General features: G+C 68.2%; 28 protein-coding genes. 27 read left to right on the forward strand and 1 reads right to left on the reverse strand.

Features of this window, described 5'->3' with window-relative positions:
- Positions 1-67: 67 nt before the first annotated feature.
- The 11 genes from ABD05_RS26320 (at position 68) to ABD05_RS26370 (ending at position 9772) form a co-directional block, all read left to right on the forward strand.
- Complete coding sequence (locus ABD05_RS26320; protein ID WP_047902917.1) at positions 68-1882, forward strand: putative porin; 1815 nt, start codon at positions 68-70, stop codon at positions 1880-1882.
- Positions 1883-1894: 12 nt separating this feature from the next.
- Positions 1895-2572, forward strand: coding sequence for a hypothetical protein (locus ABD05_RS26325; RefSeq protein ID WP_047902918.1), 678 nt, complete (start codon positions 1895-1897; stop codon positions 2570-2572).
- Positions 2573-2642: 70 nt separating this feature from the next.
- Positions 2643-3239: a YbjN domain-containing protein gene (locus ABD05_RS26330; RefSeq protein WP_047903823.1), complete on the forward strand. Its 597-nt coding sequence runs from the start codon at positions 2643-2645 to the stop codon at positions 3237-3239.
- Positions 3236-3691 (forward strand): hypothetical protein, encoded by a 456-nt coding sequence (locus tag ABD05_RS26335; RefSeq protein WP_047902919.1) that lies wholly within the window; start codon positions 3236-3238, stop codon positions 3689-3691. The genes ABD05_RS26330 and ABD05_RS26335 overlap by 4 nt, the downstream gene beginning before the upstream one ends.
- An 87-nt stretch (positions 3692-3778) precedes the next feature.
- Complete coding sequence (locus tag ABD05_RS26340) at positions 3779-4669, forward strand: peptidylprolyl isomerase (RefSeq protein ID WP_047902920.1); 891 nt, start codon at positions 3779-3781, stop codon at positions 4667-4669.
- Positions 4670-4677: 8 nt separating this feature from the next.
- Positions 4678-5523, forward strand: a complete 846-nt coding sequence (locus ABD05_RS26345) for a hypothetical protein (protein ID WP_047902921.1) — start codon at positions 4678-4680, stop codon at positions 5521-5523.
- 46 nt (positions 5524-5569) lie between these two features.
- On the forward strand, positions 5570-5953 hold the full coding sequence (locus ABD05_RS26350; RefSeq protein ID WP_047902922.1) for a hypothetical protein: 384 nt from the start codon (positions 5570-5572) through the stop codon (positions 5951-5953).
- Positions 5954-6029: 76 nt separating this feature from the next.
- Positions 6030-7445, forward strand: coding sequence for a Do family serine endopeptidase (locus ABD05_RS26355; protein ID WP_047902923.1), 1416 nt, complete (start codon positions 6030-6032; stop codon positions 7443-7445).
- A gap of 85 nt (positions 7446-7530) precedes the next feature.
- Positions 7531-8013 carry a hypothetical protein gene (locus ABD05_RS26360; protein WP_047902924.1) on the forward strand — a complete coding sequence of 161 codons (483 nt, stop codon included), beginning with the start codon at positions 7531-7533 and terminating at the stop codon, positions 8011-8013.
- 97 nt (positions 8014-8110) lie between these two features.
- On the forward strand, positions 8111-8590 hold the full coding sequence (gene tecA / locus ABD05_RS26365; protein WP_047902925.1) for a type 6 secretion system effector deamidase TecA: 480 nt from the start codon (positions 8111-8113) through the stop codon (positions 8588-8590).
- Between the two features lie 288 nt (positions 8591-8878).
- Complete coding sequence (locus tag ABD05_RS26370) at positions 8879-9772, forward strand: IclR family transcriptional regulator (RefSeq protein ID WP_047902926.1); 894 nt, start codon at positions 8879-8881, stop codon at positions 9770-9772.
- An 88-nt stretch (positions 9773-9860) separates the two neighbouring features.
- On the opposite strand, the gene ABD05_RS26375 is transcribed toward ABD05_RS26370, so the two are convergent.
- Complete coding sequence (locus ABD05_RS26375) at positions 9861-10940, reverse strand: porin (RefSeq protein ID WP_047902927.1); 1080 nt, start codon at positions 10938-10940, stop codon at positions 9861-9863.
- 447 nt (positions 10941-11387) lie between these two features.
- Between ABD05_RS26375 and ABD05_RS26380 the strand changes: the two genes are divergently transcribed.
- The 16 genes from ABD05_RS26380 to ABD05_RS26455 all read left to right on the forward strand — a co-directional run bounded on the left by ABD05_RS26380 (position 11388) and on the right by ABD05_RS26455 (position 26164).
- Positions 11388-11705 carry a non-heme iron oxygenase ferredoxin subunit gene (locus ABD05_RS26380; RefSeq protein ID WP_027789384.1) on the forward strand — a complete coding sequence of 106 codons (318 nt, stop codon included), beginning with the start codon at positions 11388-11390 and terminating at the stop codon, positions 11703-11705.
- A gap of 1 nt (position 11706) precedes the next feature.
- Positions 11707-12018 (forward strand): recombinase-like helix-turn-helix domain-containing protein, encoded by a 312-nt coding sequence (locus tag ABD05_RS26385; RefSeq protein ID WP_034180372.1) that lies wholly within the window; start codon positions 11707-11709, stop codon positions 12016-12018.
- Positions 12019-12073: 55 nt separating this feature from the next.
- A complete protein-coding gene (locus tag ABD05_RS26390; RefSeq protein WP_047902928.1) occupies positions 12074-13144 on the forward strand; it encodes an aromatic ring-hydroxylating dioxygenase subunit alpha in 1071 nt (356 codons plus the stop codon).
- Entirely contained in the window at positions 13137-13907 is a 771-nt protein-coding gene (locus ABD05_RS26395) for an SDR family oxidoreductase (protein WP_047902929.1), read from the forward strand. Before ABD05_RS26390 ends, ABD05_RS26395 begins: the two co-directional genes overlap by 8 nt.
- Before the next feature lie 29 nt (positions 13908-13936).
- Entirely contained in the window at positions 13937-14464 is a 528-nt protein-coding gene (locus ABD05_RS26400) for a cupin domain-containing protein (RefSeq protein ID WP_006489904.1), read from the forward strand.
- A gap of 18 nt (positions 14465-14482) precedes the next feature.
- A complete protein-coding gene (locus ABD05_RS26405; RefSeq protein ID WP_047902930.1) occupies positions 14483-15379 on the forward strand; it encodes an alpha/beta fold hydrolase in 897 nt (298 codons plus the stop codon).
- A 79-nt stretch (positions 15380-15458) separates the two neighbouring features.
- On the forward strand, positions 15459-16313 hold the full coding sequence (locus ABD05_RS26410; RefSeq protein ID WP_047902931.1) for an IclR family transcriptional regulator: 855 nt from the start codon (positions 15459-15461) through the stop codon (positions 16311-16313).
- Positions 16310-17107, forward strand: coding sequence for an SDR family oxidoreductase (locus ABD05_RS26415; RefSeq protein ID WP_047902932.1), 798 nt, complete (start codon positions 16310-16312; stop codon positions 17105-17107). Before ABD05_RS26410 ends, ABD05_RS26415 begins: the two co-directional genes overlap by 4 nt.
- Positions 17100-18767 (forward strand): thiamine pyrophosphate-binding protein, encoded by a 1668-nt coding sequence (locus ABD05_RS26420; RefSeq protein ID WP_047902933.1) that lies wholly within the window; start codon positions 17100-17102, stop codon positions 18765-18767. Before ABD05_RS26415 ends, ABD05_RS26420 begins: the two co-directional genes overlap by 8 nt.
- Positions 18760-19575 carry an aspartate dehydrogenase gene (locus ABD05_RS26425; RefSeq protein WP_047902934.1) on the forward strand — a complete coding sequence of 272 codons (816 nt, stop codon included), beginning with the start codon at positions 18760-18762 and terminating at the stop codon, positions 19573-19575. The genes ABD05_RS26420 and ABD05_RS26425 overlap by 8 nt, the downstream gene beginning before the upstream one ends.
- 89 nt (positions 19576-19664) lie before the next feature.
- Positions 19665-21155 carry an aldehyde dehydrogenase gene (locus ABD05_RS26430; protein WP_047902935.1) on the forward strand — a complete coding sequence of 497 codons (1491 nt, stop codon included), beginning with the start codon at positions 19665-19667 and terminating at the stop codon, positions 21153-21155.
- Between the two features lie 18 nt (positions 21156-21173).
- The gene (locus ABD05_RS26435; protein WP_047902936.1) at positions 21174-22136 is read left to right on the forward strand and encodes a VOC family protein; all 963 of its coding nucleotides are present in this window, start codon (positions 21174-21176) and stop codon (positions 22134-22136) included.
- Positions 22133-23377, forward strand: coding sequence for an NAD(P)/FAD-dependent oxidoreductase (locus ABD05_RS26440; protein ID WP_047902937.1), 1245 nt, complete (start codon positions 22133-22135; stop codon positions 23375-23377). Before ABD05_RS26435 ends, ABD05_RS26440 begins: the two co-directional genes overlap by 4 nt.
- A 28-nt stretch (positions 23378-23405) precedes the next feature.
- On the forward strand, positions 23406-24806 hold the full coding sequence (locus ABD05_RS26445) for an MFS transporter (protein WP_047902938.1): 1401 nt from the start codon (positions 23406-23408) through the stop codon (positions 24804-24806).
- Between the two features lie 168 nt (positions 24807-24974).
- The gene (locus ABD05_RS26450) at positions 24975-25526 is read left to right on the forward strand and encodes a GNAT family N-acetyltransferase (RefSeq protein WP_047902939.1); all 552 of its coding nucleotides are present in this window, start codon (positions 24975-24977) and stop codon (positions 25524-25526) included.
- Between the two features lie 224 nt (positions 25527-25750).
- A complete protein-coding gene (locus tag ABD05_RS26455; RefSeq protein ID WP_047902940.1) occupies positions 25751-26164 on the forward strand; it encodes a PPC domain-containing DNA-binding protein in 414 nt (137 codons plus the stop codon).
- Positions 26165-26185: the final 21 nt, after the last annotated feature.

Raw genomic sequence — 26185 nt, forward strand, 5'->3', positions numbered from 1 at the left:
ATCATGGGGCAGCATCCGTTGGTCGGGTGCTGCCGAAAAAGAGACGGAAATTGTTCGGAGTCCTTTGATGAAGCGGAAAATGAACGGACGGGGTGCGGTGCCCCGCAACGGCGTGCTGCCCGCGCGCCTGTCGCGCGTCGGCGCGGCGGTGCTGACGCTCGGGCTGACGTGCGCGTCCGCCGCGCACGGGCAATCGCTCGAGGCGCAGGCGGCGTCGGGGAAGGCCGCGCCGACGGAGAGCGTGGTGATCAACCTGATCAACCTGCTCGTCAAGCGCGGCGTGCTCTCGCAGCAGAATGCGAACGAGCTGATCAGCGAGGCGCGCACGGAGGCCGTGCAGGCGAGGGCCGCGCGTGGGTCCGGCGCGCCGGTGGTGGCCGGTGCCGCCGTGGTCAGCCCGCCGACGCAGCCGGGCGACGTCGCGGTGCCGTACGTGCCGCAGCTCGTGCGCGACCAGATCCGCGACCAGGTGAAGCAGGAAGTGATCGCGCAGGCGAAGGCCGAGAACTGGGCGCAGCCGAACACGTTCCCCGACTGGGTGTCGCGCATCAAGCTCGACGGCGACCTGCGCGTGCGCGACGAATACCACTTCTACGGCAGCCGCAACGCGAACAACGTGACGAACTTCGCGGCGATCAACCAGGGCGGCGGGTTCGACATCAACCCGAACACCAACACGACGCAGCTGCCGACGCAAAACACCACGCTGAACCGCAACAACCTGCTGCGCTACCGCGCGCGGCTCGGCGTGACGGCGACGCTGTCCGACGACATGATCGCCGGGATCCAGCTCGCGAGCGGCAACGACAACGGGCCGGTGTCGACCACGTCGACCGCCGGCGGCGGCTTCGCGAAGAAGAACATCTGGCTGAACAAGGCGTTCTTCGCGTACCGGCCGACGCCGTGGCTGAACCTGACGGCCGGCCGCTTCGACAATCCGTTCTTCAAGTCGGACCTGGTGTTCTCCGACGACCTGATGATGGACGGGCTCGCCGCGAACCTGCGCCATGCGCTGCCGTGGAATCCGGACGTCACGCTGTTCGGCACGCTTGGCGTGTTCCCGATCCAGTACACGAGCGAGAACTTCCCGTCGAACAGCACCGACAAGGCCGGCAGCGACACCAAGTGGATGTTCGGCGCGCAGTTCGGCGCGGACTGGAAGATCGATGCGAAGAACCGGCTGCGCGGAGCGGTCGCGTACTACGACTTCCAGAACATGCGCGGCACGCTGTCGTCGCCGTGCGCGCTGTATCTCGGCGCGACGAACTGCAGCACCGACAACGAGGCGCCGGCCTTTATGCAGGGCGGCAATACGCTGATCGCGCTGCGCAACATCGTGCAGAACCCGAACCTCGCGCCGGGGATGACGCAGCAGCCGCAGCTCTTCGGGCTCGCGTACAACTACCGGCTGCTCGACCTGAAGGCGCAGTGGGATACGGTGGTGGCCGACCGTTTCAAGCTGCGCCTGGACGGCGAATACGTGCGCAACCTCGCGTACAACGACAACAAGGCGTTCGCGGCGGCGTCGCTGCCGGTCAACAACTACGAATCGACGTCGGTGAACGCGACGCGCGCCGACTATCGCAGCGGCCCGAACGGCTTCCTCGCGAAGGCGACGATCGGCGAGCCGGAGCCGCGCGAGAAGGGGCAGTGGAATTTCTCGATCGCGTACAAGTACCTGCAGCCGGACGCCGTGCTCGACGCGTTCAACGATCCCGACTTCCATCTCGGCGGCACCAATGCGCGCGGCTACGTGCTCGGCGCCGCATACGCGGTTGCGCGCGACACGTGGGTGTCGGCCCGCTACCTGAGCTCGAAGGAAGTGTACGGGCCGCCGGTATCGATCGACGTGCTGCAGATCGAGCTCAATGCTCGCTTCTGACCGGAGCCGCGAATGAATACGACCTATCGCACGATGCTCGCGGCCGGTGCGGCCGCCGCGCTGCTGCTGGCGGCCGGCGGCGCGCACGCGCAGAGCATCGAGGACAAGCTGCGCAGCCAGTTGCGTTCGACCGTGCAGGAGCTGCGCCAGTTGCAGGACAGCCAGGCGCAATTGCAGAGCGACAAGGCGGCGGCCGAGAAGCAGCGCGACGACGCGCTCGCGCAACTGAAGGCGTTGCAGGGGCAGCTTGCGGCGGCGCGCGGCGATTCGGGCGCCGAGGCGGCCGCGAAGCGCGCGCTCGCGCAGGAGCGCGCGGGCCGCGAGCAGGACGCGAAGTCGCTGGCGAAATACAAGTCGTCCTACGAGGACCTGCTCGCCGTGTCGCGCGCCCGCGATGCGCAGCACACGCAACTGCAGAAGGACGTCGCCGCGCGTGACACGCAACTGAAAACCTGCCAGGCACACAATGCCGAGCTGTATCGCGTGGGGCACGAGATTCTCGACGCGTACGAGCATGTCGGGATCGGCACGTTCTTCTCGTCGCGGCAGCCGTTCGCGCAGTCGGCGCGCGTGAAGTATGACGATCTCGCGCAACGCTACGGCGATGCGCTGTATGCGGGCAAGTACGACCCGGCTGCGCGTCCGGCCGCTGCGGCACCGGCGTCGGCCGCGGCGGCGAGCGCGCAGTGAGCGCCCAATGAGCGCACGGCTCGAAGCCGCACTTGAACCGATCGATTCGATGAACACGGAGAAGACAGACATGCAAGACAAGCAACCGAACGCCGGCGACGAACGCGCGGCACACGATGCGCCGATCGAAGCGATCAGCGCCGAGCGCCTGGCCGACGTGCTGCGCCGCGCGGGCTACCGCGTGACGGCCGCCGAGCAGAACGGCACGGTGCAGCTGATGAGCGCGAGCCAGGGCATCGGTTTCGCGGTGCGCTTCGGCAACCCGGCCACGGCGCTCGCGCCGCAGGGCGCCGATGCGCAGGCCGCCGCGCTGCCGTATATCGACTACACGCTGTCGTGCGTGCTGCAGGTGCAAGGTGAGTTGCCGGCCGAACTCGTCGCGGACTGGAACCGCACCAAGCGCTTTGCGCGTCTCGCGAGCCACGGCCAGTTTCTCGCGCTGGAGATGGACGTCGTCGTCGCGGGCGGCGTGTCCGAGCGCTACCTGCGCTCGACGATCGAGCTGTGGGATCGGTTGATCCAGGAATTTCTGCTGCACCTGCGCAACCGGCCCGCGATGGCCGAGCAGGAAGCGGCGGCGCGTGCGGCGGCGGGCGGACAGGCGGCGGTTCCGGCTGAGGCTCTGCCCACGGCTACGGCTGCACGCGAGGCCGCCGCGCAGTCATGAGCGCCGCAACCCGGAGCGCCGGCCGCTGGATCGCCGCCGCGCTGCGCGCGCTGCTGCCGGATGGCTGGCCTTCGGATGGCCGGCCGCCCGACGCGAGTCCGACGTCCGCCGCCGACGCCCCCGCTGCGTGGGTGATGTATGCGGAACGCGTCGCGCACGGGCTGCGGACGGTGCTCGACGGCGACGACGCGGCCGTGTGCCGGCTGCGCGCCGACGTCGGGCGCTGGGCCGACCGGCTCGCCGATACCGGCGACGACGTGCCCGTGCTGCCGGTGCGCGCATGGCTCGACCGGCGCGGGCGCGTGACGCGGGTCGACAGTGCGTCGGCCGGCGATCCTGCGGTCGATGCCGCGCTCCGCGACGCGCTGGTGGGCCGCGCGGTCGGCACGGCACCGCCGCGCCGGATGACGCAGCCGATCGTGATGCGCATGACGCTGACGGGCATGCGCTAGCGCGGGACGGCGAAGAACGGAACGACGCGGACACCGCGCGACGGACGGTGTACGCGCTTCAAAAGCAATCGAGAGGGCTGTCGAATCATGATGACGACAATGAAGACGCTGGCAATGCTGGCGGGCAGTCTCGCGCTGAGCGCGCCGCTCGTCTCGCATGCACAGGACGACGTGATCGCGAACGCCGGGCAAGCGTCAGTCACGCAGGCCGACATCGCGGGGCTGTTGAAGGCGGTGAGCGCCGAAGGGCGCGAACGCCTCGCGGCCGACCCCGCGGCGCTGGACCAGGTCGTGCGTTCGACGCTGGCGCAGAAAGCCGTGCTGGCCGAGGCGAAATCGAAGGGCTGGGACAAGCAGGCGCAGGTGCAGGCGGCCGTCGAGCAGGCGCAGCGCGACATCGTCGCGCGCAGCTATCTGACGTCGGTGAGTGCACCGCCGGCCGACTATCCGTCGGACGCGGAGATCCAGTCCGCGTATGACAGGAACCGTGCCGCGTTCACCGCGCCGCGCGCGCTGCACGTCGCGCAGATCTATATCGCGGTGCCGCCGAACGCGGATGCCGCGACGCTCGACAAGGCGCGCAAGCAGGCGGCCGATCTCGCGAACCGCGCGCGCAGCGGCGATTTCGCGGCGCTCGCGAAGGCGAACTCGCAGGACAAGGCGAGCGCCGCGAACGGCGGCGATCTCGGTTTCGTGTCCGACCAGTCGATGCTGCCGGCCGTCCGGCAGGCGGCCGACGCGCTGAAGCCGGGCCAGGTCTCCGCGCCGATCCAGACGCCGGCCGGCTTTCACGTCGTGAAGCTGATCGACGTGCGCGCGGCCGCGCCGCGCCCGCTGGCCGACGTGAAGGAGCAGTTGCGCGCGATGCTGCGCGCGCAGCGCACGCAACAGAATGCGCAGGCGTATCTGGCGAAGCTGGCCGCGAACGCGCCGATCAACGAAGACGCGCTGAAGAAAGCGCTCGCGTCGGCCCGGTAGGCGCGCTCATGGCACCTGTCCGTTCGACGCCGCGCGTCGTTGCTCCCGACGCACGCACGCCGGCGCGGCGTCGCCCGGCGGCCGCGTCCGACCGTCCGCGCATGCCGAAGGCGAACCCGTGGCCGGGCCGGCCCGGCGAATGGCCGACGCATTGCCCGCTTTGCTTCGGCGCGCTGGAACCGCTGCCCGGCGCGGGAGGTTATGCGCGGCACCGCAGCGCGCGGTGCTCCGCGCAGTGCGTGCTCACGACGCGCCAGTATCAGCCGGACGAACTGACGATACGCGGCTCGCGTGACGCGCAGGTCGCGGCGCGTCATCGCGAGCGCTTCATTGCGCAGTGGTCGCGCCATTACGCGCTGATGCGGCGCGCGTGGCCCGCGCTCACGATCGGCCGCTTCATCGCGGTGATCGCATGCGTGGACGTCGCGGATCTCTGGTCGTACCGGATGTTGCGCGACGACGATCTCGCGGCTGTGCTGCTCGTGCTGGCCGGCTTCCTGCGCGTGCCGGATGCGTCGGGCGCCGATGCGTCGGGCGCCGACGCGCCGGCCGGCGATGCACGCGCGCCCACGGTGCGCTGGGTGCGGTTCTGGTTCGACGCGAGCGTGCGCGACGTCGGCGATCTGTGGGCGGCCGGCAGCGAAGCGCCGCCGCTGTTTCGTGTCGACTATCGCGAACCGCTCGTCACGCCGTATCCGACCGGTGCGCAGGTACAGGCGTGGCAGCCGGTCGACGGCATGCGCGATGCATGGGCGCGGCACGCCGATGCACGTGAACCGGCCGTCGATGCGTCCGATCGCGCGGCGTTCGAGCGCGTTATGGCGCGCGCACCGGCGTCGCATGCGAGCGTGTGAGTGCGGCGGCGCGAATGCGAAGAAGCCATCACTGAAGGAGCCGCGGATGAAGATGCGACGAAACGGACTCGCTGCGATCGTCTGCCTGCTGCTGGCGGCCGGCGCCCATGCGCAGGGCAGCCGCGCGGCGGCGAGTGCGGTCATGCCTGCGCCGGCCAGCCCCGGTTCGGCTGCGAAACCGGTATGCGTCGATGCGGAAGTCGACGGCAAGCGCGCGCTGTCGTACGACTGCCTGAGCCAGCAACTGAAGCCGACAGCCGAACCGCAGGCGGGCGCATCGCAGACGGATTCGGAGCGGCTGTCGAAGCAGCCGTCGAACCGTCTCGGCACGTTCAACCTGTCGACCGAGCGGAACCGCTTCGGCTCGAACTGGGGGCGGTCGGTGACGCCGCAGCGGCCCGATGCGCCGGTCGCGGTGCCGCCGAAGTGACGCATGCGGCAGGGCGCGCGGCGCGGGCTTCGACGGGCCGGCGGCGTTCCGGCGCAAACCGACGAGGACCAGCGACATGAAAGCGGGCAAGCACACGGGCCGGACGGTGGTGTTGCAGGCGATCGCGGGCGTGCTCGCGTTCGCCTGCGCGTGCTCGACGGCACAGACTGCCGAGCGGCCCGCGCAGGCGGGGGCCGCACCACCGACCGTCGCGCTGCCGAACTTCGCCGCGCTGGTCCGGCGCGTCGGCCCGGCCGTCGTCAACATCAGCGTCACGCGCGAAGTCACGCAGATGGGCATCCAGTTGCCGCCGGGCATCGCACCCGATCATCCGCTCGCACCGTTTCTCGCGCGGCGCGTGATCGGCAACCGCGAGGAAGTGAGTCTCGGCTCCGGCTTCATCGTCAGCGCGGACGGCGTGATTCTGACCAACCGGCACGTGGTCGGCGACGCGACCAACATCGACGTGAAGCTGACCGACAAGCGCCAGTTCAAGGGGCGCGTGATCGGCAGCGATCCCGTGTCCGACGTCGCGGTGATCCGCATCGACGCGCGCAACCTGCCGGTCGTCGAGACCGGCGACCCCGCGCGCACGGAGGTCGGCGACTGGGTGATGGCGATCGGGTCGCCGTACGGGTTCGCGAATACGGTCACGCAGGGCATCGTCAGCGCGAAATCGCGCTCGTTGCCCGGCGAGCGTGCGATTCCGTTCATCCAGACCGACGTGCCGATCAACCCCGGCAATTCGGGCGGCCCGTTGTTCGACCTCGGCGGCCGCGTGATCGCGATCAACTCGATGATCTTTTCGAAGACGGGCGGTTATCAGGGGCTCGCGTTCGCGATCCCGATCGACATCGCGCTCGACGTGAAGGATCAGTTGCTGCGGACCGGCAAGGTCACGCGCGGCCGGCTCGGTGTGGCCGTGCAGGAAGTGAGCCAGGCGCTCGCGCGTTCGTTCGGCCTCGCGAGCCCGGACGGCGCGCTGATCACGATGGTCGAGCCGGACGGCCCGGCCGCGCATGCGGGCCTGCAGGCGGGCGACGTCGTGCTCGCGGTCGACGGCAAGCCGGTCGCCGAATCGGCGGACCTGCTCGGCACGGTCGCGGGCATGCGTGCCGGGCGGCAGGCCGACCTGCTCGTGTGGCGCGCGGGCCGGGCGATGCACGTGGTCGCGACGGTCGGCGCATTCGACAGCGGCACGGCGTCGGCCGGTGGCGAGCAAGGGCCCGCGCGGTTCGGGCTGGCGTTGCGCGCGGCGACGGAGCAGGAGCGGCGGCGGCTCGGCGTCGGCGAGGCGCTCGTCGTCGAGCAGGCGAGCGGCCAGGCCGCCCGTGCGGGGTTGCAGCCGGGCGACATCGTGCTGTCGGTGAATGGCACACCGGTTGCGAGCATCGGCGCGCTGATGACCGAGATCGACGCCGCGCACGGCAACGTCGCGCTGCTGGTCCAGCGCGGCGGCACGCGGCTGTATGTGCCGATCGAGATCGGGTGAACGGGCGAAACCGGGCGGCACGAGGGTAGCGCGAAGGCCGCGCACGAAACGTCGCGCGGGGCGATTCGTCGAAACGGGAGGCGGGATGAAGCGAATGCAGGAGTGGGGCGCATCCGGATGGCTGCGGGCGATCGTCGTCGCATCCGCGCTGGCCGTGGGTGTCGCGCCGGCCGTTGCGCAGACGGCCGACGTGCCGCAGGCGTGGATCCGTTACGGACAACTCACCGGGCAGCAGTTCCAGGCGTGGCTCGAAGCGGACGGCGACGCGGCCGACCGGCTGCACCGCTATCTCGAGGCGCGCGTGTTGAACGCGAGCGCCGATGCACCGCCGCCCGCGATCGTCGTGCGCGCATGGATCGGTGCGAACGGCGCCGTCACGCGCGTCGAGTTCGCGTCGCTGGGCGATCCCGACGCGGACGCGACGCTGCGGCAACTGCTCACGGCCGGCGGCTCGCTGGCCGAGCCACCGCCACCCGACATGCTGCAGCCGTTGCGCGTGCGCCTGCGGCTCGCGCCGAATCCTGGCGCGGCGGCCGCCGCACCGGCGTCGGCGGCGCGCACGCCGTGACGCACGGGCCGGCCGATACCGGCGGATATCGTAATAAGATATGAGCTTATTGCGTTGGCGGGGCGACGATGCCCTTTTTCCTCAAAAGGACCTACCCATGCAACTGACTCCGTTAGGCGGCCATGTCGCCCAATCCGGCTTCGCCGAAAAGCAGAAACATGCGCAAGCGCTGATGTACGGTATGGCCGATATCAACGAGTACATGTCCGGCGGCGTCTGCTACGACGCCGCGGCCTATGTCCGATACCTGCTGCGCGGCGACGCGATGATCGCGCCCGGTGCGCTGCTCGACACGATCGGCCAGCACTGGAAGACGCGGTTCAACTTCGAGACCGGCAACGAGTGGGACGGCCGCGCCAGCATTCCGGCGGGAACCGCGGTCGGTTTCTCGCGCGGCGGCAATGTCTTTCATGCCGCGATCGCGGTCGGCGGCAGCCGGATCCGGGCCGTGAACGGCGGCCGTCTGGGCAGCGGCTGGATGTATGCGGTCGACCTTGCGCGCGTGCTCGAGCAGGATGCGGCCGGCGGCTTTACGTACGACCGCGCGAACATCCGGGTCCACCTGTCGCGCCTGTAGGCGGCGCGGCGTCGAATACAGAGGCGGTCGCTTTCCTTCAGCGGCCCGAGGCGAGCAGCGGCCGGGCCGCCGTGTTCCCGCCGTTCGGCCATTTCCGCATGGCGTCGCGCTGTCCATCGCTGCTATCCTCTCGACCGTGAATGACTCTGCATGGGGTCGCGGATGCGCATGCTGCATCGCGGCGCAGCGCGCGGGTGCGAGCCTGCGCGCGCGCTGGAGTAGCATGACTGAATATCCACGACGATCCATGACCTGTTTCGTGACTGATTTCCTTCCGTCCATGTCCACATGGTCAAGACAACGATGAGCGACGCACCCGATCCTGCCGCTGCCGGCGACGACGAATCGTCCGGCGGCGCTTCGTCCTATCTGGTGCCGGGGCTCGAACGCGGGCTGCGGATCCTCGCCGAATTCTCGGCGCGCGAGCCCGTGCTCGGCGCGCCCGAGCTGTCGAAGCGCATCGGCATCCCGCGCACGACCACGTTCCGCCTGCTGCAGACGCTCGAGGCGCTCGGTTTCCTCGAGCGCGTGAACGGCGACCGCTATTTCCGGCTCGGCGTCGGCGTGCTGCGGCTCGGCTTCGAATACCTGAACTCGCTCGAACTGACCGATCTCGGCGCGACCGTGCTCGAACGGCTGCGCGATGCCACCGGCTTCTCGACGCACCTGCTGATCCGCGACCAGCGCGACGTCGTGTTCGTCGCGAAGGCGCAGAGCAATGCGTCGATGTTCGGTTCGGTGAAGGTGCACGTCGGTACGCGTTTGCCCGCGCATGCGACGGTGCACGGCCACGTGTTGATGGGCGACCTGACGCGCGACGCGCTGCGCCAGCTCTATCCGGAAAAGCGGCTCGAGCAGTTCACCGAGCGCACGCCGGGCACCGTCGACGAACTGTACGAACGCGTGCGCCATTACGCGCGGCTCGGTTATGCGGTCAGCGAGGCGGCGTTCGAAAGCGGCATCTCGGCCGTGACCGCGCCCGTGCGCGATCATTCGGGCTCGATCGTCGCGGCGATTACCGCGACGGTGCCGCGCTCGGAGATCGGCGAGGCCGGCGAGAAGGAGCGGCTCGTCGAAGCCGTGTGCGGCGCGGCGGTCGACCTGTCGCAGCGCCTGAACTACCGTCCGCTCGAAAGCGACCCGACGTTCGCGCACGCGCGCCACAAGGTCGCGATGTTCTGACACGCAGGCGACGCATCCGGCATCGCAAACGACAAGAGCGGCCCGCGGGCCGCTCTTGTCGTTTCGGACGCCGAACCCGCGAAACCGCTCAGAACGAGTGGTGGATCCCGGTGAGCACGATCACCTGGTTCGCGGTGCTCGATACGCCGGCCGTGAAGAACGCGGCCTTCGCGCCGCCCGAACCGTGCTCGTACAACACGTTCGCATAGAGCTGCGTGCGCTTCGACAGCGCATAGATGTCGCCGAGCTCGACCTGCGTCCAGCGGCGACCGGCCAGCGTCGTGGTCGCCGCGCCGCCCGCGATCGTGTTGAACGCGCTGCTGCGGTAGTTCACGCCCGCGTCATAGCTCTGGAACGTATCCGAATGGCCGTTCGACTGCATCTTCGTGCGCGTGTAGAGGCCATGCACGAGGAAGTCGCCGAACTGGTACGACGCGCCCGCGCCGATGTTCTCCACCTTGTTCGCGATATAGCCGTTCGCGGTGTTCTGCCCCTGGAACGAAGCGATGCCCGTCTGGCCGATCAGGATCGAGCGGTCGTGTTCGTTCGAGTAGACGGCCGACGCCTTGAACGGCCCGTTCGCATAGTTCAGCGCGACGCCGACCGACTTGCCGGTCGAGAAGTTCGTCGTGTTGCCGAGCGCCAGCGTCGCCGCGGCCGAGAAGCCCGCGTAGGTCGGCGAGCGGTACTTCACCGAATTGTTGTACGGCACGTTGCCGGTTGCGGCGAGCCCGTCGATGTTGCCGGGGTGGAATGCGTACCAGCTCAGCGCCAGGTAGGCCGTGCTGAGCGGATCGAGATAGTCGAACGACAGCGGCGTCTGGCGGCCGAGCGTCAGCGTGCCGTAGCGGTCCGAACTGAGGCCGACGAACGCCGCGCGGTTCCAGATCGTGTTCGCGGTCGCGAACTGGCCGTTGTTCGTATAGAAGCCGTTTTCGAGCTGGAAGATCGCCGACAGGCCGTCGCCGAGGTCTTCCTTGCCCTTCAGGCCCCAGCGATCGGGCTGCGTGTTGCCCTGGATCATCGCCCACTTCGCATGGCCGCCGACGTTGTTCACGTACGCGACGCCCGCATCCAGGCTGCCGTACAGCACCACGCTGCTCTGCGCCCACGCGCCCGACATGGCGCCCATCCCGATGACTGCTGCTGCTACCGCATGCTTGACCATTTGATCTCCTGACTCTCCAACCTGATGAAAACGTGCCGTGGCGGCATGCGCTGGGACGGCCGGCCGTCACGCGTGATCCACCGCCGGATGGGCATTTCGTATGTTCCATATAAGGAACAACGTGCCTCTGATGGAATGGAGTATAGAGGCGTCATGCAGGTGATCAAAAATAATTTTTTCGGGACGGATGGGTTCCGACACGACGAGTGGCAGCGGTGCGCGAAGCCCGCAAAAAGGGCATAACTCCCTGCTATCAAACAAAAAATTACATTTGATAGGGTAGACGGAGACGATCGCCGACCCACCGGTCAGTGTTTTCCCTAGGGCATGCAGCTTTTTGTTTTACTCGTGGAAAGTCGCTCCTATAATCACCATCCATAAACTGATGTTCCTAATATGGAACAAACAAGGAACAAACCGAGAGTCGATCAGAAGGAAGGGTGTGAGATGTCTGAACAATGGATTTGCGCCGGACACGCCGGCGCGCTGTCGGAAGACACGCCGATCGAGTTCAAGCGGACCGACGGCGTCGAAATCGGGATCTACCGCGTCGGCGACGACGTGTATGCGCTCGAGAACGTGTGCCCGCATGCGTACGCGCTGCTGACGCAGGGGTTCGTCGACGAAGGCACGGTCGAATGCCCGCTGCACGAGGCCGTGTTCGACATCAGGACGGGCGAATGCCTGAAGGGTCCGGGCGGACGCGCGCTGAAGCAGTACGCGGTGCGCCTCGCCGGCGAGGAAATCCAGATCAAGGTGGAATGACATGAAAGAAGCGACCGTGAACTTCAATCCCTTCCTGAAGCCGTGGGTGGCGCCGCAGCCGAACAACGTCGCCGGCAAGGGGCAGATCGAGATCCCCGGCCAGGTCGAGAACCGGATCTGGCAGAACCGCAAGGCCGAGCCGACCCAGTACGAGAACGATCTCGGCGATGCGCTCGAACGCGTGTTCGAGGCCGGCGCGACCGAACTGGACGACGTCGTCGCGGGCCTGAACCGCATCGGCTTCCGCGCACCGGACGGCACGCCGTGGACACCGGAGCGCTTCCGCGCCGAAATGGCCGCGCTCGCGGAATGACCGCGCCGAGCGCGCGATCCGCCGACCCGACGACAACCGTATCCGGAGCACACTGATGACGTCCCCCGCACAACACGCTTCCCAACACGACCCGGTCCGTGACTATCTCGACCGCGGCATCAAGAACTACTGGTATCCCGTCGCACCGAGCTGGCAGGTGTCGAACGCCCCCGTCGGCCTGACGCGCCTGTCCGAGCAGATCGTGCTGTGGCGCGATCACGAGGGCAAGGTCCACGCACTCGAGGATCGCTGCCCGCACCGCGGCGCGCGCCTGTCGCTCGGCTGGAACCTCGGCGGCAGCATCGCGTGCTGGTATCACGGCATCGAAGTCGACGGCGGCGGCACGGTCAACCGCGTGCCGGCCGTGTCGAACTGTCCGCTCGAAGGCACGAAGTGCGTGAAGTCCTATCCGGTCGAAGAGAAGGCCGGCGCGATCTTCCTGTGGTTCGGCGACGAAGCGCACGGCGAGCCGGCGCCGCTGAACCTGCCCGAGGAACTGGTCGCCGACGAGTACGGCCACTTCCTGTGCGTGTCGAACTGGAAGTGCAATTACCAGTACGCGATCGACAACGTGATGGACCCGATGCACGGCGCGTACCTGCATGCGACGTCGCACTCGATGGCCGAAGGCGACAAGCAGGCCGACATGCGCGTGCGCAAGACGGAAACGGGCCTGATGTTCGAGAAGATCGGCCAGCGCGACGTGAACTTCGACTGGGTCGAACTCGGCGAAACCGGCTGCCTGTGGATGCGCCTCGCGATTCCGTACAAGCAGAAGTTCGGCCCGGGCGGCAACTTCGGGATCATCGGCTTCGCGACGCCGGTCGACGGCGACAACTGCCAGGTCTACTTCTGGCGCACGCGCAAGGTCAGCGGCTGGCAGCGCGACGTGTGGCGCTTCATGTACCGCAACCGCCTCGAAGGGCTGCACTGGGACGTGCTCGAGCAGGACCGCTACGTCCTCGAAAGCCTCGCGCCGCAGGCGCGCGATCACGAATACCTGTACCAGCACGACGTCGGCATCACGCGCGTGCGCCGGATGCTGCGCCAGCGTGCGCAGGAACACCTGTCCGCGCTCGACGCGCATCGTGCGGCGCAAGCTGCTGCGGAGCCCGCGAATGGCTGAGTTCGCACCGGTCGTGCCGCTCGCGGGGCGCCGCGTGCTCGTCACCGGCGGCGCGCGCGGTCTCGGCGCGGCGTTCGTGAAGGCGCTCGTCGCCGCGGGCGCGCAGGTCGCGTTCGGCGATGTGCTGGCCGACGAAGGCCGTGCGCTTGCCGCGCAACTGTCGGAAGCCGGCCATGTTGCGCATTTCTTCGCGCTCGACCTGGCCGATCCGGCGAGCGTCGACGCATTCGTCGCGCAGGGCGCGGCGGCGCTCGGCGGCATCGACGCGCTGATCAACAACGCGGCGATCACGAACTCGGGCGGCAAGCTGTCGACGGAGCTCGACGTCGCGACGTGGGACGCCGTGATGAACGTCAACGTGCGCGGCGTGTGGCTCGTCAGCAATGCGGCGCTGCCGCACCTCGCGAAGTCGGGCCGCGGCGCGATCGTGAACCTCGCATCGGACACCGCGCTGTGGGGCGCGCCGAAGCTGCTCGCGTACGTCGCGAGCAAGGGCGCGGTGATCGCGATGACGCATGCGCAGGCGCGGGAATTCGGCGTGCACGGCGTGACGGTCAACGCGATCGCGCCGGGGTTGACCGAAGTCGAGGCGACCGCCTACGTGCCGGCCGAGCGCCATGCGTTCTACATGCAGGGCCGCGCACTGACGCGCGCGCAGGTGGCCGACGACGTGACGGGCCCCGTGCTGTTCCTGCTGTCGGACGGCGCGCGCTTCGTGACGGGCCAGCTGCTGCCGGTGAACGGCGGCTTCGTAATGAATTGATGTTTTCACCCTTGATGAAGGAGTTGACGATGGCGGACGCCGATCTCGAACGCAAGTCGTGGGACCAGCCGGAAGGCGCAAGCTTCAACGACTGGATGGAAGGGCGCGTGGCGCGCTACGCGACGCGTCGCTACGACTGGGACGCACTGAAGTTCCAGGCCGACTACGACCCGAAGTACCGCCGTGCGCAGATGCGCTATGTCGGCACCGGCGGCACGGGCGTCGCGAAGGACGTCAACACGGTGCCGGCCGGCAACTTCACGTTCTCGACGATGGTCATCCCGGCCGGCAACATCGGCCCGAGCCACATCCATATCGACGTGGAAGAAATCTTCTTCGTGCTGCGCGGCAAGATGAAGGTGATCTGCGAGCGCGACGGCGAGACGTGGGAAGCGATCCTCGGCGAGCGCGACCTGATCTCGGTGCCGCCGGGCGTGTATCGCACGGAAATCAACATCGGCGAGGAAGACGCGCTGATGTGCGTGATGCTGGGTTCGTCGAAGCCGATCACGCCGACCTATCCGCCCGATTCGCCGCTCGCGAAGATCAAGCGTTGAGACGGGGCAGGTGAAGCAATGAGTGTCATCGACAAACGTGAACGCGACCGCACCGCGGCGTTCGCCGCGCTGCTCGGGCAGTTTCCCGAGCAGCGTTGCGCGGCCGGCGCGGCGGGCACGATCGGTTATCGCGAGGCCGGCGCGCAGCATGCGGGCCGCGCGCTGCCGGTCGTGCTGCTGCACGGGATCGGCTCGGGCGCCGCATCGTGGGTGCGCCAGCTCGACGCGCTCGGCGCATCGCGGCGCGTGCTCGCGTGGGATGCGCCCGGTTATGGCGCGTCGACGCCCGTGCACGGCGCGTCGCCGGCCGCCGCCGATTACGCGGCGTCGTTGAACGCGTGGCTCGAGGCACTCGGCATCGAGCGCTGCGTGCTGGTCGGGCATTCGCTCGGCGCGATCGTCGCGGGCGGTCTCGCCCGCGTGATGCCCGCGCGGATCGCCGGCCTGCTGCTGGTGTCGCCCGCGGGCGGCTACGGCAGCGCGCCCGCCGAAACGCGCGAATCGCGCCGCGACGCGCGGCTCGCGATGCTCGCGGAACTCGGCCCGGCCGGGCTCGCCGAGCAGCGCAGCGGCAACATGCTGTCCGGTTTCGCGAGCGAGGATGCGCGCGCGTGGGTGCGCTGGAACATGGCGCGCATCGTGCCGGCCGGCTATGCGCAGGCCACGCATCTGCTCGCGAACGCCGATCTCGCGACCGATCTCGCCGGTTTTCGCGGCCGCACGGCCGTGGCCGTCGGCGCGAACGACGCAATTACGCCGCCCGCCGCATGCGAGCGGATCGCCGCGGCCGCGCACGTCGGGTTGCAGGTGATTCCGCAAGCCGGTCATGCCGGATACGTGGAAGCGCCGTCCGTTTATTCCGCACTGATCGAAACGTTCTGCCGTCAGTGCGATACGCAGTGGGGTCTGGTATGAGCGACCCCCACGCTCACTATCGTTCGCTGCCCCCCGAGGGGGCGGATGCCTCCCTTGGGGCGGCCCGGCGGGAGGCATCATGAGCGAACCGCTGCAACAAGAACCCGAAAACGGGAAGGCCGAAGCCAGCTACGTGGTGCCGGGCCTCGAACGCGGGCTGCGGATTCTCGCCGAATTCTCGCCGCGCGAGCCCGTGCTCGGCGCGCCCGAGTTGTCGAAACGGCTCGGCATTCCGCGCACGACGGTGTTCCGTCTGCTGCAGACGCTCGAATCGCTCGGCTTCCTCGAGCGTGCGGACAAGGATCGCAACTACAGGCTCGGCATCGCCGTGCTGCGGCTCGGCTTCGAATACCTGAGCTCGCTGGAGCTGACCGATCTCGGCCTGCCGGTGATCGAGAGCCTGCGCGACGCGACCGGCTTCACGACGCACATCGTGATTCGCGACGGCCGCGACGTCGTGTTCGTCGCGAAGGCGCAGAGCCAGTCGCCGGTGTTCAGCTCGATCCGCGTGAACGTCGGCACCCGCTTGCCCGCGTATGCAACGACGCACGGCCACGTGCTGATGGGCGACCTGTCGCTGAAGGAGCTGCGCTCGCTGTATCCGGAAGGCACGCTGAACCGGATGACGAGCGCGACGCCGGAGACGGTCGATGCGTTGTACGAAGTGATCCGCGAGGATGCGCTGCGCGGCTATGGCGTCAGCAATTCGTCGTTCGAACGCGGCATCTCGGTGGTCACGGCGCCCGTGCGCAACGAGACGCAGAGGATCGTCGCGTGCATCACGGTGACGGTGCCGCGGCCGGAGATCGACGCGGCGCTGATCGCGGACGGGTTGATCGACAAGGTGCAGCGCGCGGCGGCGGAACTGTCGCGGCGGCTCAATTACCGCTCGGATGACGAGCACACGTTTCTTAAGGCGTTAGGACTCCGATGATTCAGATCGATCTGACCGGGCAGGTTGCGGTGGTGACGGGCGGTTCGTCCGGCATCGGCCTAGCGACGGCCGAACGGTTCCTGCAGGCCGGCGCATCGGTCGCGATTTGCGGCCGCGACAGCGACCGCCTCGCACGCGCTGCCGCGATGCTCGGCGAAAAATATCCGGGCGCGCAACTGCTCGCCGAGCGCTGCAACGTGCTCGACGAAGCCGACGTGGCCGCGTTCGCGCAAGCGGTGTCCGCACGCTTGGGCCGTGCCGACATGCTGGTGAACAACGCAGGCCATGGCCGCGTGTCGACCTTCGCCGACACGACCGACGACGCGTGGCGCGAAGAGCTCGAACTGAAGTACTTCAGCATCATCCGCCCGACGCGCGCGTTCCTGCCGCTGCTGCGCGACGCGCAGGCGCCGACGATCACCTGCGTGAACTCGCTGCTCGCGCTGCAGCCCGAGCCGCACATGGTCGCGACGTCGTCGGCGCGGGCAGGTGTGCTGAGCCTCGTGAAGTCGCTCGCGACCGAACTCGCGCCGCAGCGTATCCGCGTGAACTCGATCCTGATCGGCATCGTCGAGTCGGGCCAGTGGCGCCGCCGCTACGAAGCGCAGGCGCAAGCCGGCGAAAGCTGGGAGGACTGGACGGGCGCGCTCGCGCGCAAGAAGAACATTCCGCTGAATCGCTTCGGCAAGCCCGACGAGGCCGCCTGGGCACTTTTTTATCTCGCAACGCATCTGTCGTCCTATACGACGGGCAGCCATATCGACGTTTCTGGAGGGTTTGCACGCCATGTCTAAAAAAACCACGGTTGGCGAGCTGATTGCCGCCTTTCTCGAGCAGTGCGGCGTGAAAACCGCATTCGGTGTCATCTCGATCCACAACATGCCGATCCTCGACGCGATCCACTCGCGCGGCAACATCCGCTATGTCGGCGCGCGCGGCGAAGCGGGCGCGGTGAACATGGCCGATGGCCTGGCCCGCGTGTCGGGCGGCCTCGGCGTCGCGTTCACGAGCACGGGCACGGCAGCCGGTAACGCAGCCGGCGCGATGGTCGAGGCGCTGACGGCCGGCACCGCGATGCTGCACATCACGGGGCAGATCGAGACGCCGTACCTCGACCAGGATCTCGCGTACATCCACGAAGCGCCCGACCAGTTGACGATGCTGGACGCGATCTCGAAGGCCGCGTTCCGCGTGCGCACGGTCGAAACCGTGTTGCCGACGATCCGCGAAGCCGTGCGCATCGCGCAGACCGCGCCGACGGGCCCCGTGTCGGTCGAGATTCCGATCGACATCCAGGCCGCCGAAATCGAATGGCCGGAAGATCTCGCGCCGGCGCACATCACGGTGCGCGAGCACGACGCCGCACGCGTCGCGAAGCTCGCCGACGCGCTCGCGGCCAAGCGCCGCCCGCTGCTGTGGCTCGGCGGCGGCGCGCGCCACGCCCGCGAGGAAGTCGAACGCCTCGTGAAGCTCGGCTTCGGCGTGGTGACGAGCGTGCAGGGCCGCGGCGTGCTGCCCGAGGATCATCCGGCGACGCTCGGCGCGTTCAACGTGCACGCGTCCGTCGAAGCGTTCTACAAGACCTGCGACGCACTCGTCGTGGTCGGCTCGCGCCTGCGCGGCAACGAGACGCTGAAGTACAAGCTCGCGCTGCCGCAACCGCTGTTCCGCGTCGATGCCGACGCGCTCGCCGACAACCGCGGTTATCGCAACGAGTTGTTCGTGCACGGCGATTCGAAGCGCGTGCTGGCCGAACTGGCCGACCGCCTCGAAGGCCGCCTGTCGGTCGATCCGCAGTTCGCGTCCGATCTCGCGGCGGCCCGCGAGCAGGCCGTCGCCGATGTGGCGAAGGGCCTCGGGCCCTACAAGCAGCTCGTCGATACGCTGCAAGGCGCCGTCGGCCGCGACTACAACTGGGTGCGCGACGTGACGATCTCGAACAGCACGTGGGGCAACCGCCTGCTGAAGATCTTCGAACCGCGCGCGGGCGTGCATGCGCTCGGCGGCGGCATCGGCCAGGGCATTCAGATGGGCATCGGTGCGGCGCTCGCGGGCGCAGCCGCGAAGACGGTCTGCCTCGTCGGCGACGGCGGCCTGATGGTCAACGTCGGCGAGCTGGTGACGGCCGTGCAGGAAAACGCGAACGTGATGATCGTGCTGATGAACGACCAGTGCTACGGCGTGATCCGCAACATCCAGGACGCGCACTACGGTGGCCGCCGCTGCTTCGTCCAGCTGCACCAGCCCGATTTCGCGCAGTTCTGCGCGAGCTTCGGCCTCACGCATTACCGGATCACGTCGCTCGACCAGGCCGAGGCGATCGTGCGCGACGGGCTCGCGAAGGAAGGGCCGGTGATGGTCGAGGTCGACATGCTGTCGGTCGGCTCGTTCGCATCGCAGTTCGCAGGCCCGCCGGTGAAGAAGGAAGCGCCGTCGGAGCGCCAGTATGCGTAACGCGCACGCACCCGTCGATGTCGCGATGATCGGCTTCGGCGCGATCGGCGCGGCCGTGTACCACGCGGTCGAGCACGATGCGTCGCTGCGCATCGCGCACGTGATCGTGCCCGAACACCAGCGCGCCGAGGTGCAGGGCGTGCTGGGCGGCGCGGTGGAGGTCGTGTCGTCGGTCGACGCACTGGCCCGACGCCCCGAGTTCGCGCTCGAATGCGCGGGCCACAGTGCGCTCGTCGATCACGTCGTGCCGCTCTTGAAGGCCGGCACCGATTGCGCGGTCGCATCGATCGGCGCGCTGTCCGATCTCGCGCTGCTCGATGTGCTGTCGCAGGCCGCCGACGAAGGCAACGCGACGCTGACGCTGCTGTCCGGCGCGATCGGCGGCATCGACGCGCTGGCTTCGGCGAAGCACGGCGGCCTCGACGAAGTGCTGTACGTCGGCCGCAAGCCGCCGCTCGGCTGGCTCGGCACGCCGGCCGAGGAGTTGTGCGACCTGCGAGCGATGACCGAAGAGAAGGTGATCTTCGAAGGCACTGCGCGCGATGCCGCACGGCTGTATCCGAAGAACGCGAACGTCGCGGCGACCGTCGCACTCGCCGGCCTCGGCCTCGATGCGACGCGCGTGCGATTGATCGCCGACCCGGCCGTCGCGCGCAACGTGCACCGCTTCACCGCGCGCGGCGCATTCGGCGAGATGTCGCTGGAAATGAGCGGGAAGCCGCTGCCCGACAACCCGAAGACGTCCGCGCTGACGGCGTTCAGCGCGATCCGCGCGCTGCGCAACCGCGCGTCCCGCTGCGTGATCTGAGCGGCGCTTCGAGAGATTCGGACTATTGAACGTCCGTCCGCGCCACGGCGAGGGCGGGTGCGCAGAGACAGATTTGTGGAACTTGTGACATGACACCTTTCGATACGAGCCTGGTACCCGACGGCAACATCCTGATCGGCGGCGAGTGGCGGCGCGGCCGTGGCGCGCCCTACGCCAGCATCTATCCGGCCGACCAGTCGGTGAACATGGAAGTGTCGACGGCGAACGCGGAAGACGCGGCCGAAGCCGTCGAAGCCGCCGACGCCGCATGGCGCCGCGCCGACTGGGCCGGGCTGAAGCCGCACCAGCGCGCGCAGGTGCTTTACCGCATCGCGGATCTGATCATGCAACGCCACGAAGCGCTCGCGAACCTGCAGCGTCGCGACAACGGCAAGCCGATCGGCGAGACGCGCGTGCTGGTGGCGAGCGCCGCGAATACGTTCCGCTATTTCGCGGCGTGCCTCGAAACGCTCGACGAGGAACTGACGCCTTCGCGCGGCGACTACCTGACGATGAGCGTGTACGAGCCGATCGGCGTGATCGCGGCGATTACGCCGTGGAACTCGCCGATCGCGTCCGATGCGCAGAAGCTCGCACCGGCACTCGCCGGCGGCAACGCGGTGGTGCTCAAGCCTGCCGAGGTCACGCCGCTCGTGTCGCTGGCGCTCGCGCGCATCTGCGAGGAAGCCGGCGTGCCGAAGGGCGTGCTGAGCGTGCTGCCGGGCAAGGGCTCGGTGATCGGCGACGTGCTCGTGCGCCATCCGCTGGTGAAGAAGGTTTCGTTCACGGGCGGCACCGAAGTGGGCCGCGGCATCGCGCGCATCGCGGCCGAGAAGCTGATGCCCGTGTCGCTCGAACTCGGCGGCAAGTCGCCGACGATCGTGTGCGACGACGCCGATCTCGATCATGCAGTGAACGGCGTGCTGTACGGCATTTTCAGCTCGTCGGGCGAAGCGTGCATCGCGGGTTCGCGGCTGTTCGTGCAGCGCGCGGTGTACGACGAATTCATGAAGCGCCTGGTCGCGGGCGCACGCAAGCTGCGCGTGGGCGACCCGACGCGGCTGGATACGCAGATGGGGCCGCTGATTACCGCGAAACACCGCGAATCGGTGGAGCGTTACGTCGCACTGGGCCTGGAAGAAGGCGGCCGGTTGCTGTGCGGCGGCGAGCGGCCGTCGGGCGACGGGCGCGAGAACGGCTTCTTCTATCAGCCGACGATTCTCGAAGGCTTGCCGAACAGCGCACGCATCTGCCAGGAAGAAATCTTCGGGCCCGTGCTCGTCGCGATGCCGTTCGACGACGAAGCGTCGCTGATCGCGCAGGCGAACGACAGCGTGTTCGGCCTTGCGGCCGGCATCTGGACGCGCGACTACAAGCGTGCCTGGCGCATCGCGCGCGCGCTTGAGACGGGCACCGTCTGGATCAATACGTACAAGCTGTTCTCGATCTCCACGCCGTTCTCCGGCTGGAAGGAGAGCGGGATGGGGCGCGAGAAGGGGCGTCTCGGCATCCGCGAGTACATGCAGCAGAAGAGCCTCTACTGGGGTTTGAACGACGCGCCGCTGCCGTGGGCGAACTGAGCGAAGGGGAATGACGCAATGAGCATTTTGGGAATCGAGCAGATCACGTATGGCGTCGACGATCTCGCGACCTGCCGGCGCTTTTTCGCCGACTGGGGGCTGAAGGAGGTCGCGCACGACGACATGCAAGCACGCTTCGAGACGTTGAACGGCTGCACCGTGCTGGCCGTCAAGGCTGACGATCCGGCGCTGCCGCCCGCGTTCGAGGCCGGCCCGACGCTGCGTGAAGTCACGTGGGGCGTCGCGACGCAGCAGGAACTCGACGCGCTGCGCGGCAAGCTCGCCGGCCAGCCCGGCTTTTACGCACGGAAGGATGCGCTCGGCTGCACCGACCCGAACGGGATGGCGATCCGTGTCGAGGTCACGCGCAAGCGCGAACTCGACATCACGGGCTCGCCGTCGAACGTGTGGGGCCAGACGCTGCGCGTCGACCAGCCGAGCCCGATCTATGCACGCGCGGAGCCGGTCGAGGTCGGGCATGTCGTGTTCTTCACGAACTGCCTCGACGCACAGGAAAAGTTCTATCACGAGCTGCTCGGCTTCGAGACGTCCGATCGCTACCCGGGCCGCGGCGCGTTCATGCGCTGCGCGCCGCACGGCGGTCACCACGACCTGTTCCTGCTCGCGCTGCCGAACGGCAAGCGCGGCCTGAACCACGTCGCGTTCACCGTGCGCGACATCCATGAAGTGTTCGGCGGCGGCATGCATATCGACCGCTGCGGCTGGGAAACGCAACTCGGCCCGGGCCGCCATCCCGTGTCGTCCGCGTACTTCTGGTACTTCCAGAATCCGGCCGGCGGGCTGATCGAATACTACGCGGATGAGGACGTCCTGACGCCCGAATGGACGCCGCGCGAATTCGAACCGGGCCCGACCGTGTTCGCCGAGTGGGCCGTCGACGGCGGCCTCGACGGCAACACGCGCCGGCAGAAGAACGCGAAGGCGCCGGAAGGCAAGTTCATGACGGAGCGCAAATCATGACCGAAGCGAACACACAGGCGCAGCCCGCACCCGGCACGGTCGTCGTGATCGGCGGCGGCCAGGCCGCCGGCTGGGTGCTGAAGACGTTGCGCGCGGAAGGTTACACGGGCCGCCTCGTGATGATCGCCGACGAGCCGCATCTGCCGTACGAGCGCCCGCCGCTGTCGAAGGCCGTGCTGGCCGGCGACGCCGATATCGAAACCGTGCGCGTCGTGCGTCCCGACGAATTCGACGCATTGAATGTCGAGGCGTGGCAGCCGGAACGCGCCGCAGCGATCGATCGCGCGCGCCGCGTGGTGACGACCGCCAGTGGCCGCGAGATCGAATACGACCGGCTCGTGATTGCGACCGGCGGCACGTCGCGCCGCCTGCCCGACACGATCGTGAAGACGCCGAACCTGCACTACCTGCGTACGCTCGACGAAGCGGCCGCGCTCGGCGAGAAGCTGCGTGCCAGCCAACGCGTGCTCGTGATCGGCGGCGGCTGGATCGGCCTCGAAGTCGCGGCGACCGCGCGCAAGCTCGGCGTCGAGGCGGTCGTGGTCGAAGGCGCGCCGCGGCTGTGCGGCCGATCGGTGCCGCAGATCGTGTCGGATTTCCTGCTCGACCTGCATCGCTCGAACGGCGTCGACGTGCGTCTGGGGGCGGCGCTCGCATCGCTCGACGCGCAGCCGGACGACGTATCGAAGGTACGCGCGACGCTCGCCGACGGCACGACGATCGACGCCGATTTCGCGGTGGCCGGCATCGGCCTCGCGCTGAACGCATCGCTTGCGAACGATGCGGGGCTGGCCGTCGACGACGGCATCGTCGTCGACGAATTCGGCGCGACGAGCGACCCGGCGATCTTCGCGTGCGGCGACGTCGCGAACCATCACAACGGCTGGCTGAAGCGGCGCGTGCGGCTCGAATCGTGGGCCAACGCGCAGAACCAGGCGATCGCGGCTGCGAAGGCCGTACTCGGCGTGCGTGCGCCGTACGCGGAGATTCCGTGGTTCTGGTCCGATCAGTACGACGTGAACCTGCAGATCCTCGGCGATCTGCCGGCCGATGCGCAGCTCGTCGTGCGCGGCGAACTCGCCGCGCGCCGCGCGACGCTGTTTTTCGTTGGCGACGGGCATGTGAGAGGTGTCATCGCCGTGAACAACGCACGCGAGCTGAAGCTCGCGCGCAAGTGGATGAACCAGGGCCGGGCAGTGGATACGGAAGCCCTGGCAGACACGACCAAAGCGCTTGCCTGACCAGCGAAAGATCCAGGAGACACCCCGCATGAGCACTTTCGACAACGTCGTGGCCGGTCGCGCCACGATGGAAGCTGCCGCTTCCACGCCCGGCGCGATCATCGCGCGGCTCGAGCGGCTTCCGGGCAACGCGATGCAGATCCGCGCGCGCGTGCTGATCGGCACCGCGACGTTCTTCGACGGCTTCGACGTGATCACGATCGCGGCGACGCTGCCGCTGCTGATTCACAAATGGGGGCTGTCGCCGACGCAGGTCGGCATGCTGATCGCGTCCGGCGCGATCGGCCAGCTGATCGGCGCATTCCTGTTTCCCGCGCTGGCCGAGAAGCACGGCCGCGTGAAGGCGATCGCGTGGAGCTCGGCCGTGATCGGCGTCACGAGCATCGCATGCGGCTTCGCGCCGACTTTCGAGGTGTTCGTGCTGCTGCGGATCCTGCAGGGGCTCGGGCTCGGCGGTGAGCTGCCGGTCGCCGCGACATACATCAACGAGATCACGCGCGCGCATGGCCGCGGCCGCTTCGTGCTGCTGTACGAGATCGTGTTCCCGATCGGCCTGCTCGTGTCGATGGCGCTCGGTGCGTGGCTGGTGCCGCGGTTCGGCTGGGAGATCATGTACTTCGTCGGCGGGCTGCCGCTGATCCTGTCGTTCGTGCTCACGCGCCTCGTGCCGGAATCGCCGCGCTGGCTCGCATCGCGCGGACGGCTCGCGGAAGCCGGGCGCGCGGTCGGCGTGTTCGAAGCGTCGGTGCGCGGCGAGCTGCCGCCGGTTACGCAGGCGGCCGCGTTCGACGAGATGGTGCGCCAGCATCCGAAGCGCAAGATGAGCGACCTGTTCAGCGCCGCGTATCGCAAGCGCACGCTCGCGGTGGCGACACTGTGGGCGACCTGCGGTTTCATCCAGTACGGGCTGTCGACGTGGCTGCCGACGATCTACAAGAACTTCTATCACGCGCCGCTGCAGCTCGCGCTGAACCTCGCGGTGATCGGTTCGGTGATGGGCGTGTTCGGGTCGCTGGCGTCGGCGCTGCTCGTCGACAAGCTCGGCCGGAAGCCGGTGATCGTGTGGTCGTTCGTGCTGTGCGCGCTGTCGCTGGCGTTCGCCGGCATCTGTCACGCATCGTCGGTGTATGTCGTCGCGGTCTTCTGCTCGCTGTCGCTCGGGTTGATGGCATCGGGGTTCATTACCGCGTACGTCTACACGCCGGAACAGTATCCGACCAGCATCCGCGCGTCGGGCTGCGGGCTCGGCAGCGCATGGCTGAAGATCGCGTCGTTCGTCGCGCCGATGGTCGTGCCGCACGCGATCATCGGCGGGAACCTCGCGCCGGCGTTTTACCTGATCGGCGTCGTGCCGCTGATCGCGGCGGTGACCGTGCACTTCGTCGGGATCGAGACGAAGGGGAAGGTGCTCGAGGCGCTTGAAGCGTAAGCGCGGCCGGCGGTGACGGATGAGGTGAAAAGAGTGGCCCGGGCAATGTCCGGGCCATTTTGTTTGGGGCGATCCGGTTGCGTCGTCGGGCAGTGCGGACGCATGCAATTGTTGGCGTATGGCTTGCATGGTCTAATTCACGATCCCGTGTTTCGTCCGACCGTCGCCATGCCCCTGTTCGAACCTGTCACGCTGAATACATCCCGCCTCGTCCTGCGGCCGTTGCGCGACGCAGACGCGCAGGCCTTCTTCGAGATCTGGTCGGATGCGGAAGCGATGCGCTATTTCTCGTTTGAGCCGATGACGCACATCGAGCAGGCAGCGGAGCGCGTCGCGCGCAACCTGAAGACATCCGCCAGCGGACAGGATTTCGTGTGCGTACTCGAATCGCGGGAATCCGGCGAAGCGCTGGGCGAATGCGTGCTGTTCCATGCGCACGAGCAGTGCCGCCGTGCCGAGATCGGCTTCAGCCTGCAGCGCAAGTACTGGAGCGGCGGATACATGCGCGAAGCGGCGTCGGCCGTGATCGATCATGCGTTCGGCACGCTACGCCTGAACCGGCTCGAGGCCGATATCGATCCGCGCAATGTTGCGTCGGCGCGGCTGCTCGAACGGCTGGGCTTCGCGCGGGAAGGGCTGCTGCGCGAACGCTGGATCGTCGGCGACGAAGTGTCTGACAGCGCGTTGTACGGATTGCTGGCGAGCGATCGCCGCGCGTGATGCGGCCGGGGCGGATCACTTCGCGGCAGGAACGATCGCGAACGCGTCCGCTTCAACCGGCCCATCCGGGCGGAACAACGAAGCGACGCCGACGAGGGCGCTCGCGGGCGGGCAGGCGGTGCGGAACGCGGGCGCGCAGTTTTCGTGAGGGTGGGGTGACTTGCCGGATTCACGGGTCGAACGTACTCTTTGTCGACACACGATCCACCAGCGGGTTCTCGATCATGCAAACCCATCCTCTGCGTCTGTCCCCCGGCGACGATCTGCGCGGATCCATCGAGGAAGCGTTGCGTCAGCACGGCGCGCACGCGGCGTTCGTGATCCAGGGCATCGGCAGCCTGAGCGTCGCGCAGTTGCGTTTTGCCGGCGCCGACCTGCCGACCGAACTGCGCGGCGACCTCGAAATCCTGACGCTGGCCGGCTCGGTCTCGCCGGACGGCGCACACCTGCACATGTCCGTATCCGACGCGGGCGGCCGCGTGTCGGGCGGCCATGTGGCGAGCGGTTGCGTGGTGCGCACGACCGCCGAGATCCTGCTCGCGCTGCTCCCCGCGCATCGTTTCTCTCGCGAACCTGACGCGGGTACCGGCTTCAACGAACTGGTGATCCGTCGCGAGCCGGGCGGCGATGCCGTGTGAGTGTCGCGAAGCGGCGCTGAT

Source organism: Burkholderia pyrrocinia (genome assembly GCF_001028665.1).
GTDB lineage: Bacteria > Pseudomonadota > Gammaproteobacteria > Burkholderiales > Burkholderiaceae > Burkholderia > Burkholderia pyrrocinia.

Coding starts and splice junctions, on each gene's coding strand:
- ABD05_RS26340 (WP_047902920.1), top strand. CDS start 3,779: ATGATGACGACAATGAAGACGCTGGCAATGCTGGCGGGCAGTCTCGCG.
- ABD05_RS26355 (WP_047902923.1), top strand. CDS start 6,030: ATGAAAGCGGGCAAGCACACGGGCCGGACGGTGGTGTTGCAGGCGATC.
- ABD05_RS26330 (WP_047903823.1), top strand. CDS start 2,643: ATGCAAGACAAGCAACCGAACGCCGGCGACGAACGCGCGGCACACGAT.
- ABD05_RS26390 (WP_047902928.1), top strand. CDS start 12,074: ATGACGTCCCCCGCACAACACGCTTCCCAACACGACCCGGTCCGTGAC.
- ABD05_RS26350 (WP_047902922.1), top strand. CDS start 5,570: ATGAAGATGCGACGAAACGGACTCGCTGCGATCGTCTGCCTGCTGCTG.
- ABD05_RS26395 (WP_047902929.1), top strand. CDS start 13,137: ATGGCTGAGTTCGCACCGGTCGTGCCGCTCGCGGGGCGCCGCGTGCTC.
- ABD05_RS26445 (WP_047902938.1), top strand. CDS start 23,406: ATGAGCACTTTCGACAACGTCGTGGCCGGTCGCGCCACGATGGAAGCT.
- ABD05_RS26410 (WP_047902931.1), top strand. CDS start 15,459: ATGAGCGAACCGCTGCAACAAGAACCCGAAAACGGGAAGGCCGAAGCC.
- ABD05_RS26415 (WP_047902932.1), top strand. CDS start 16,310: ATGATTCAGATCGATCTGACCGGGCAGGTTGCGGTGGTGACGGGCGGT.
- ABD05_RS26360 (WP_047902924.1), top strand. CDS start 7,531: ATGAAGCGAATGCAGGAGTGGGGCGCATCCGGATGGCTGCGGGCGATC.
- ABD05_RS26455 (WP_047902940.1), top strand. CDS start 25,751: ATGCAAACCCATCCTCTGCGTCTGTCCCCCGGCGACGATCTGCGCGGA.
- ABD05_RS26440 (WP_047902937.1), top strand. CDS start 22,133: ATGACCGAAGCGAACACACAGGCGCAGCCCGCACCCGGCACGGTCGTC.
- ABD05_RS26450 (WP_047902939.1), top strand. CDS start 24,975: ATGCCCCTGTTCGAACCTGTCACGCTGAATACATCCCGCCTCGTCCTG.
- ABD05_RS26370 (WP_047902926.1), top strand. CDS start 8,879: ATGGTCAAGACAACGATGAGCGACGCACCCGATCCTGCCGCTGCCGGC.
- ABD05_RS26430 (WP_047902935.1), top strand. CDS start 19,665: ATGACACCTTTCGATACGAGCCTGGTACCCGACGGCAACATCCTGATC.
- ABD05_RS26320 (WP_047902917.1), top strand. CDS start 68: ATGAAGCGGAAAATGAACGGACGGGGTGCGGTGCCCCGCAACGGCGTG.
- ABD05_RS26385 (WP_034180372.1), top strand. CDS start 11,707: ATGAAAGAAGCGACCGTGAACTTCAATCCCTTCCTGAAGCCGTGGGTG.
- ABD05_RS26345 (WP_047902921.1), top strand. CDS start 4,678: ATGGCACCTGTCCGTTCGACGCCGCGCGTCGTTGCTCCCGACGCACGC.
- ABD05_RS26335 (WP_047902919.1), top strand. CDS start 3,236: ATGAGCGCCGCAACCCGGAGCGCCGGCCGCTGGATCGCCGCCGCGCTG.
- ABD05_RS26425 (WP_047902934.1), top strand. CDS start 18,760: ATGCGTAACGCGCACGCACCCGTCGATGTCGCGATGATCGGCTTCGGC.
- tecA (WP_047902925.1), top strand. CDS start 8,111: ATGCAACTGACTCCGTTAGGCGGCCATGTCGCCCAATCCGGCTTCGCC.
- ABD05_RS26325 (WP_047902918.1), top strand. CDS start 1,895: ATGAATACGACCTATCGCACGATGCTCGCGGCCGGTGCGGCCGCCGCG.
- ABD05_RS26380 (WP_027789384.1), top strand. CDS start 11,388: ATGTCTGAACAATGGATTTGCGCCGGACACGCCGGCGCGCTGTCGGAA.
- ABD05_RS26400 (WP_006489904.1), top strand. CDS start 13,937: ATGGCGGACGCCGATCTCGAACGCAAGTCGTGGGACCAGCCGGAAGGC.
- ABD05_RS26375 (WP_047902927.1), bottom strand. CDS start 10,940: ATGGTCAAGCATGCGGTAGCAGCAGCAGTCATCGGGATGGGCGCCATG.
- ABD05_RS26405 (WP_047902930.1), top strand. CDS start 14,483: ATGAGTGTCATCGACAAACGTGAACGCGACCGCACCGCGGCGTTCGCC.
- ABD05_RS26435 (WP_047902936.1), top strand. CDS start 21,174: ATGAGCATTTTGGGAATCGAGCAGATCACGTATGGCGTCGACGATCTC.
- ABD05_RS26420 (WP_047902933.1), top strand. CDS start 17,100: ATGTCTAAAAAAACCACGGTTGGCGAGCTGATTGCCGCCTTTCTCGAG.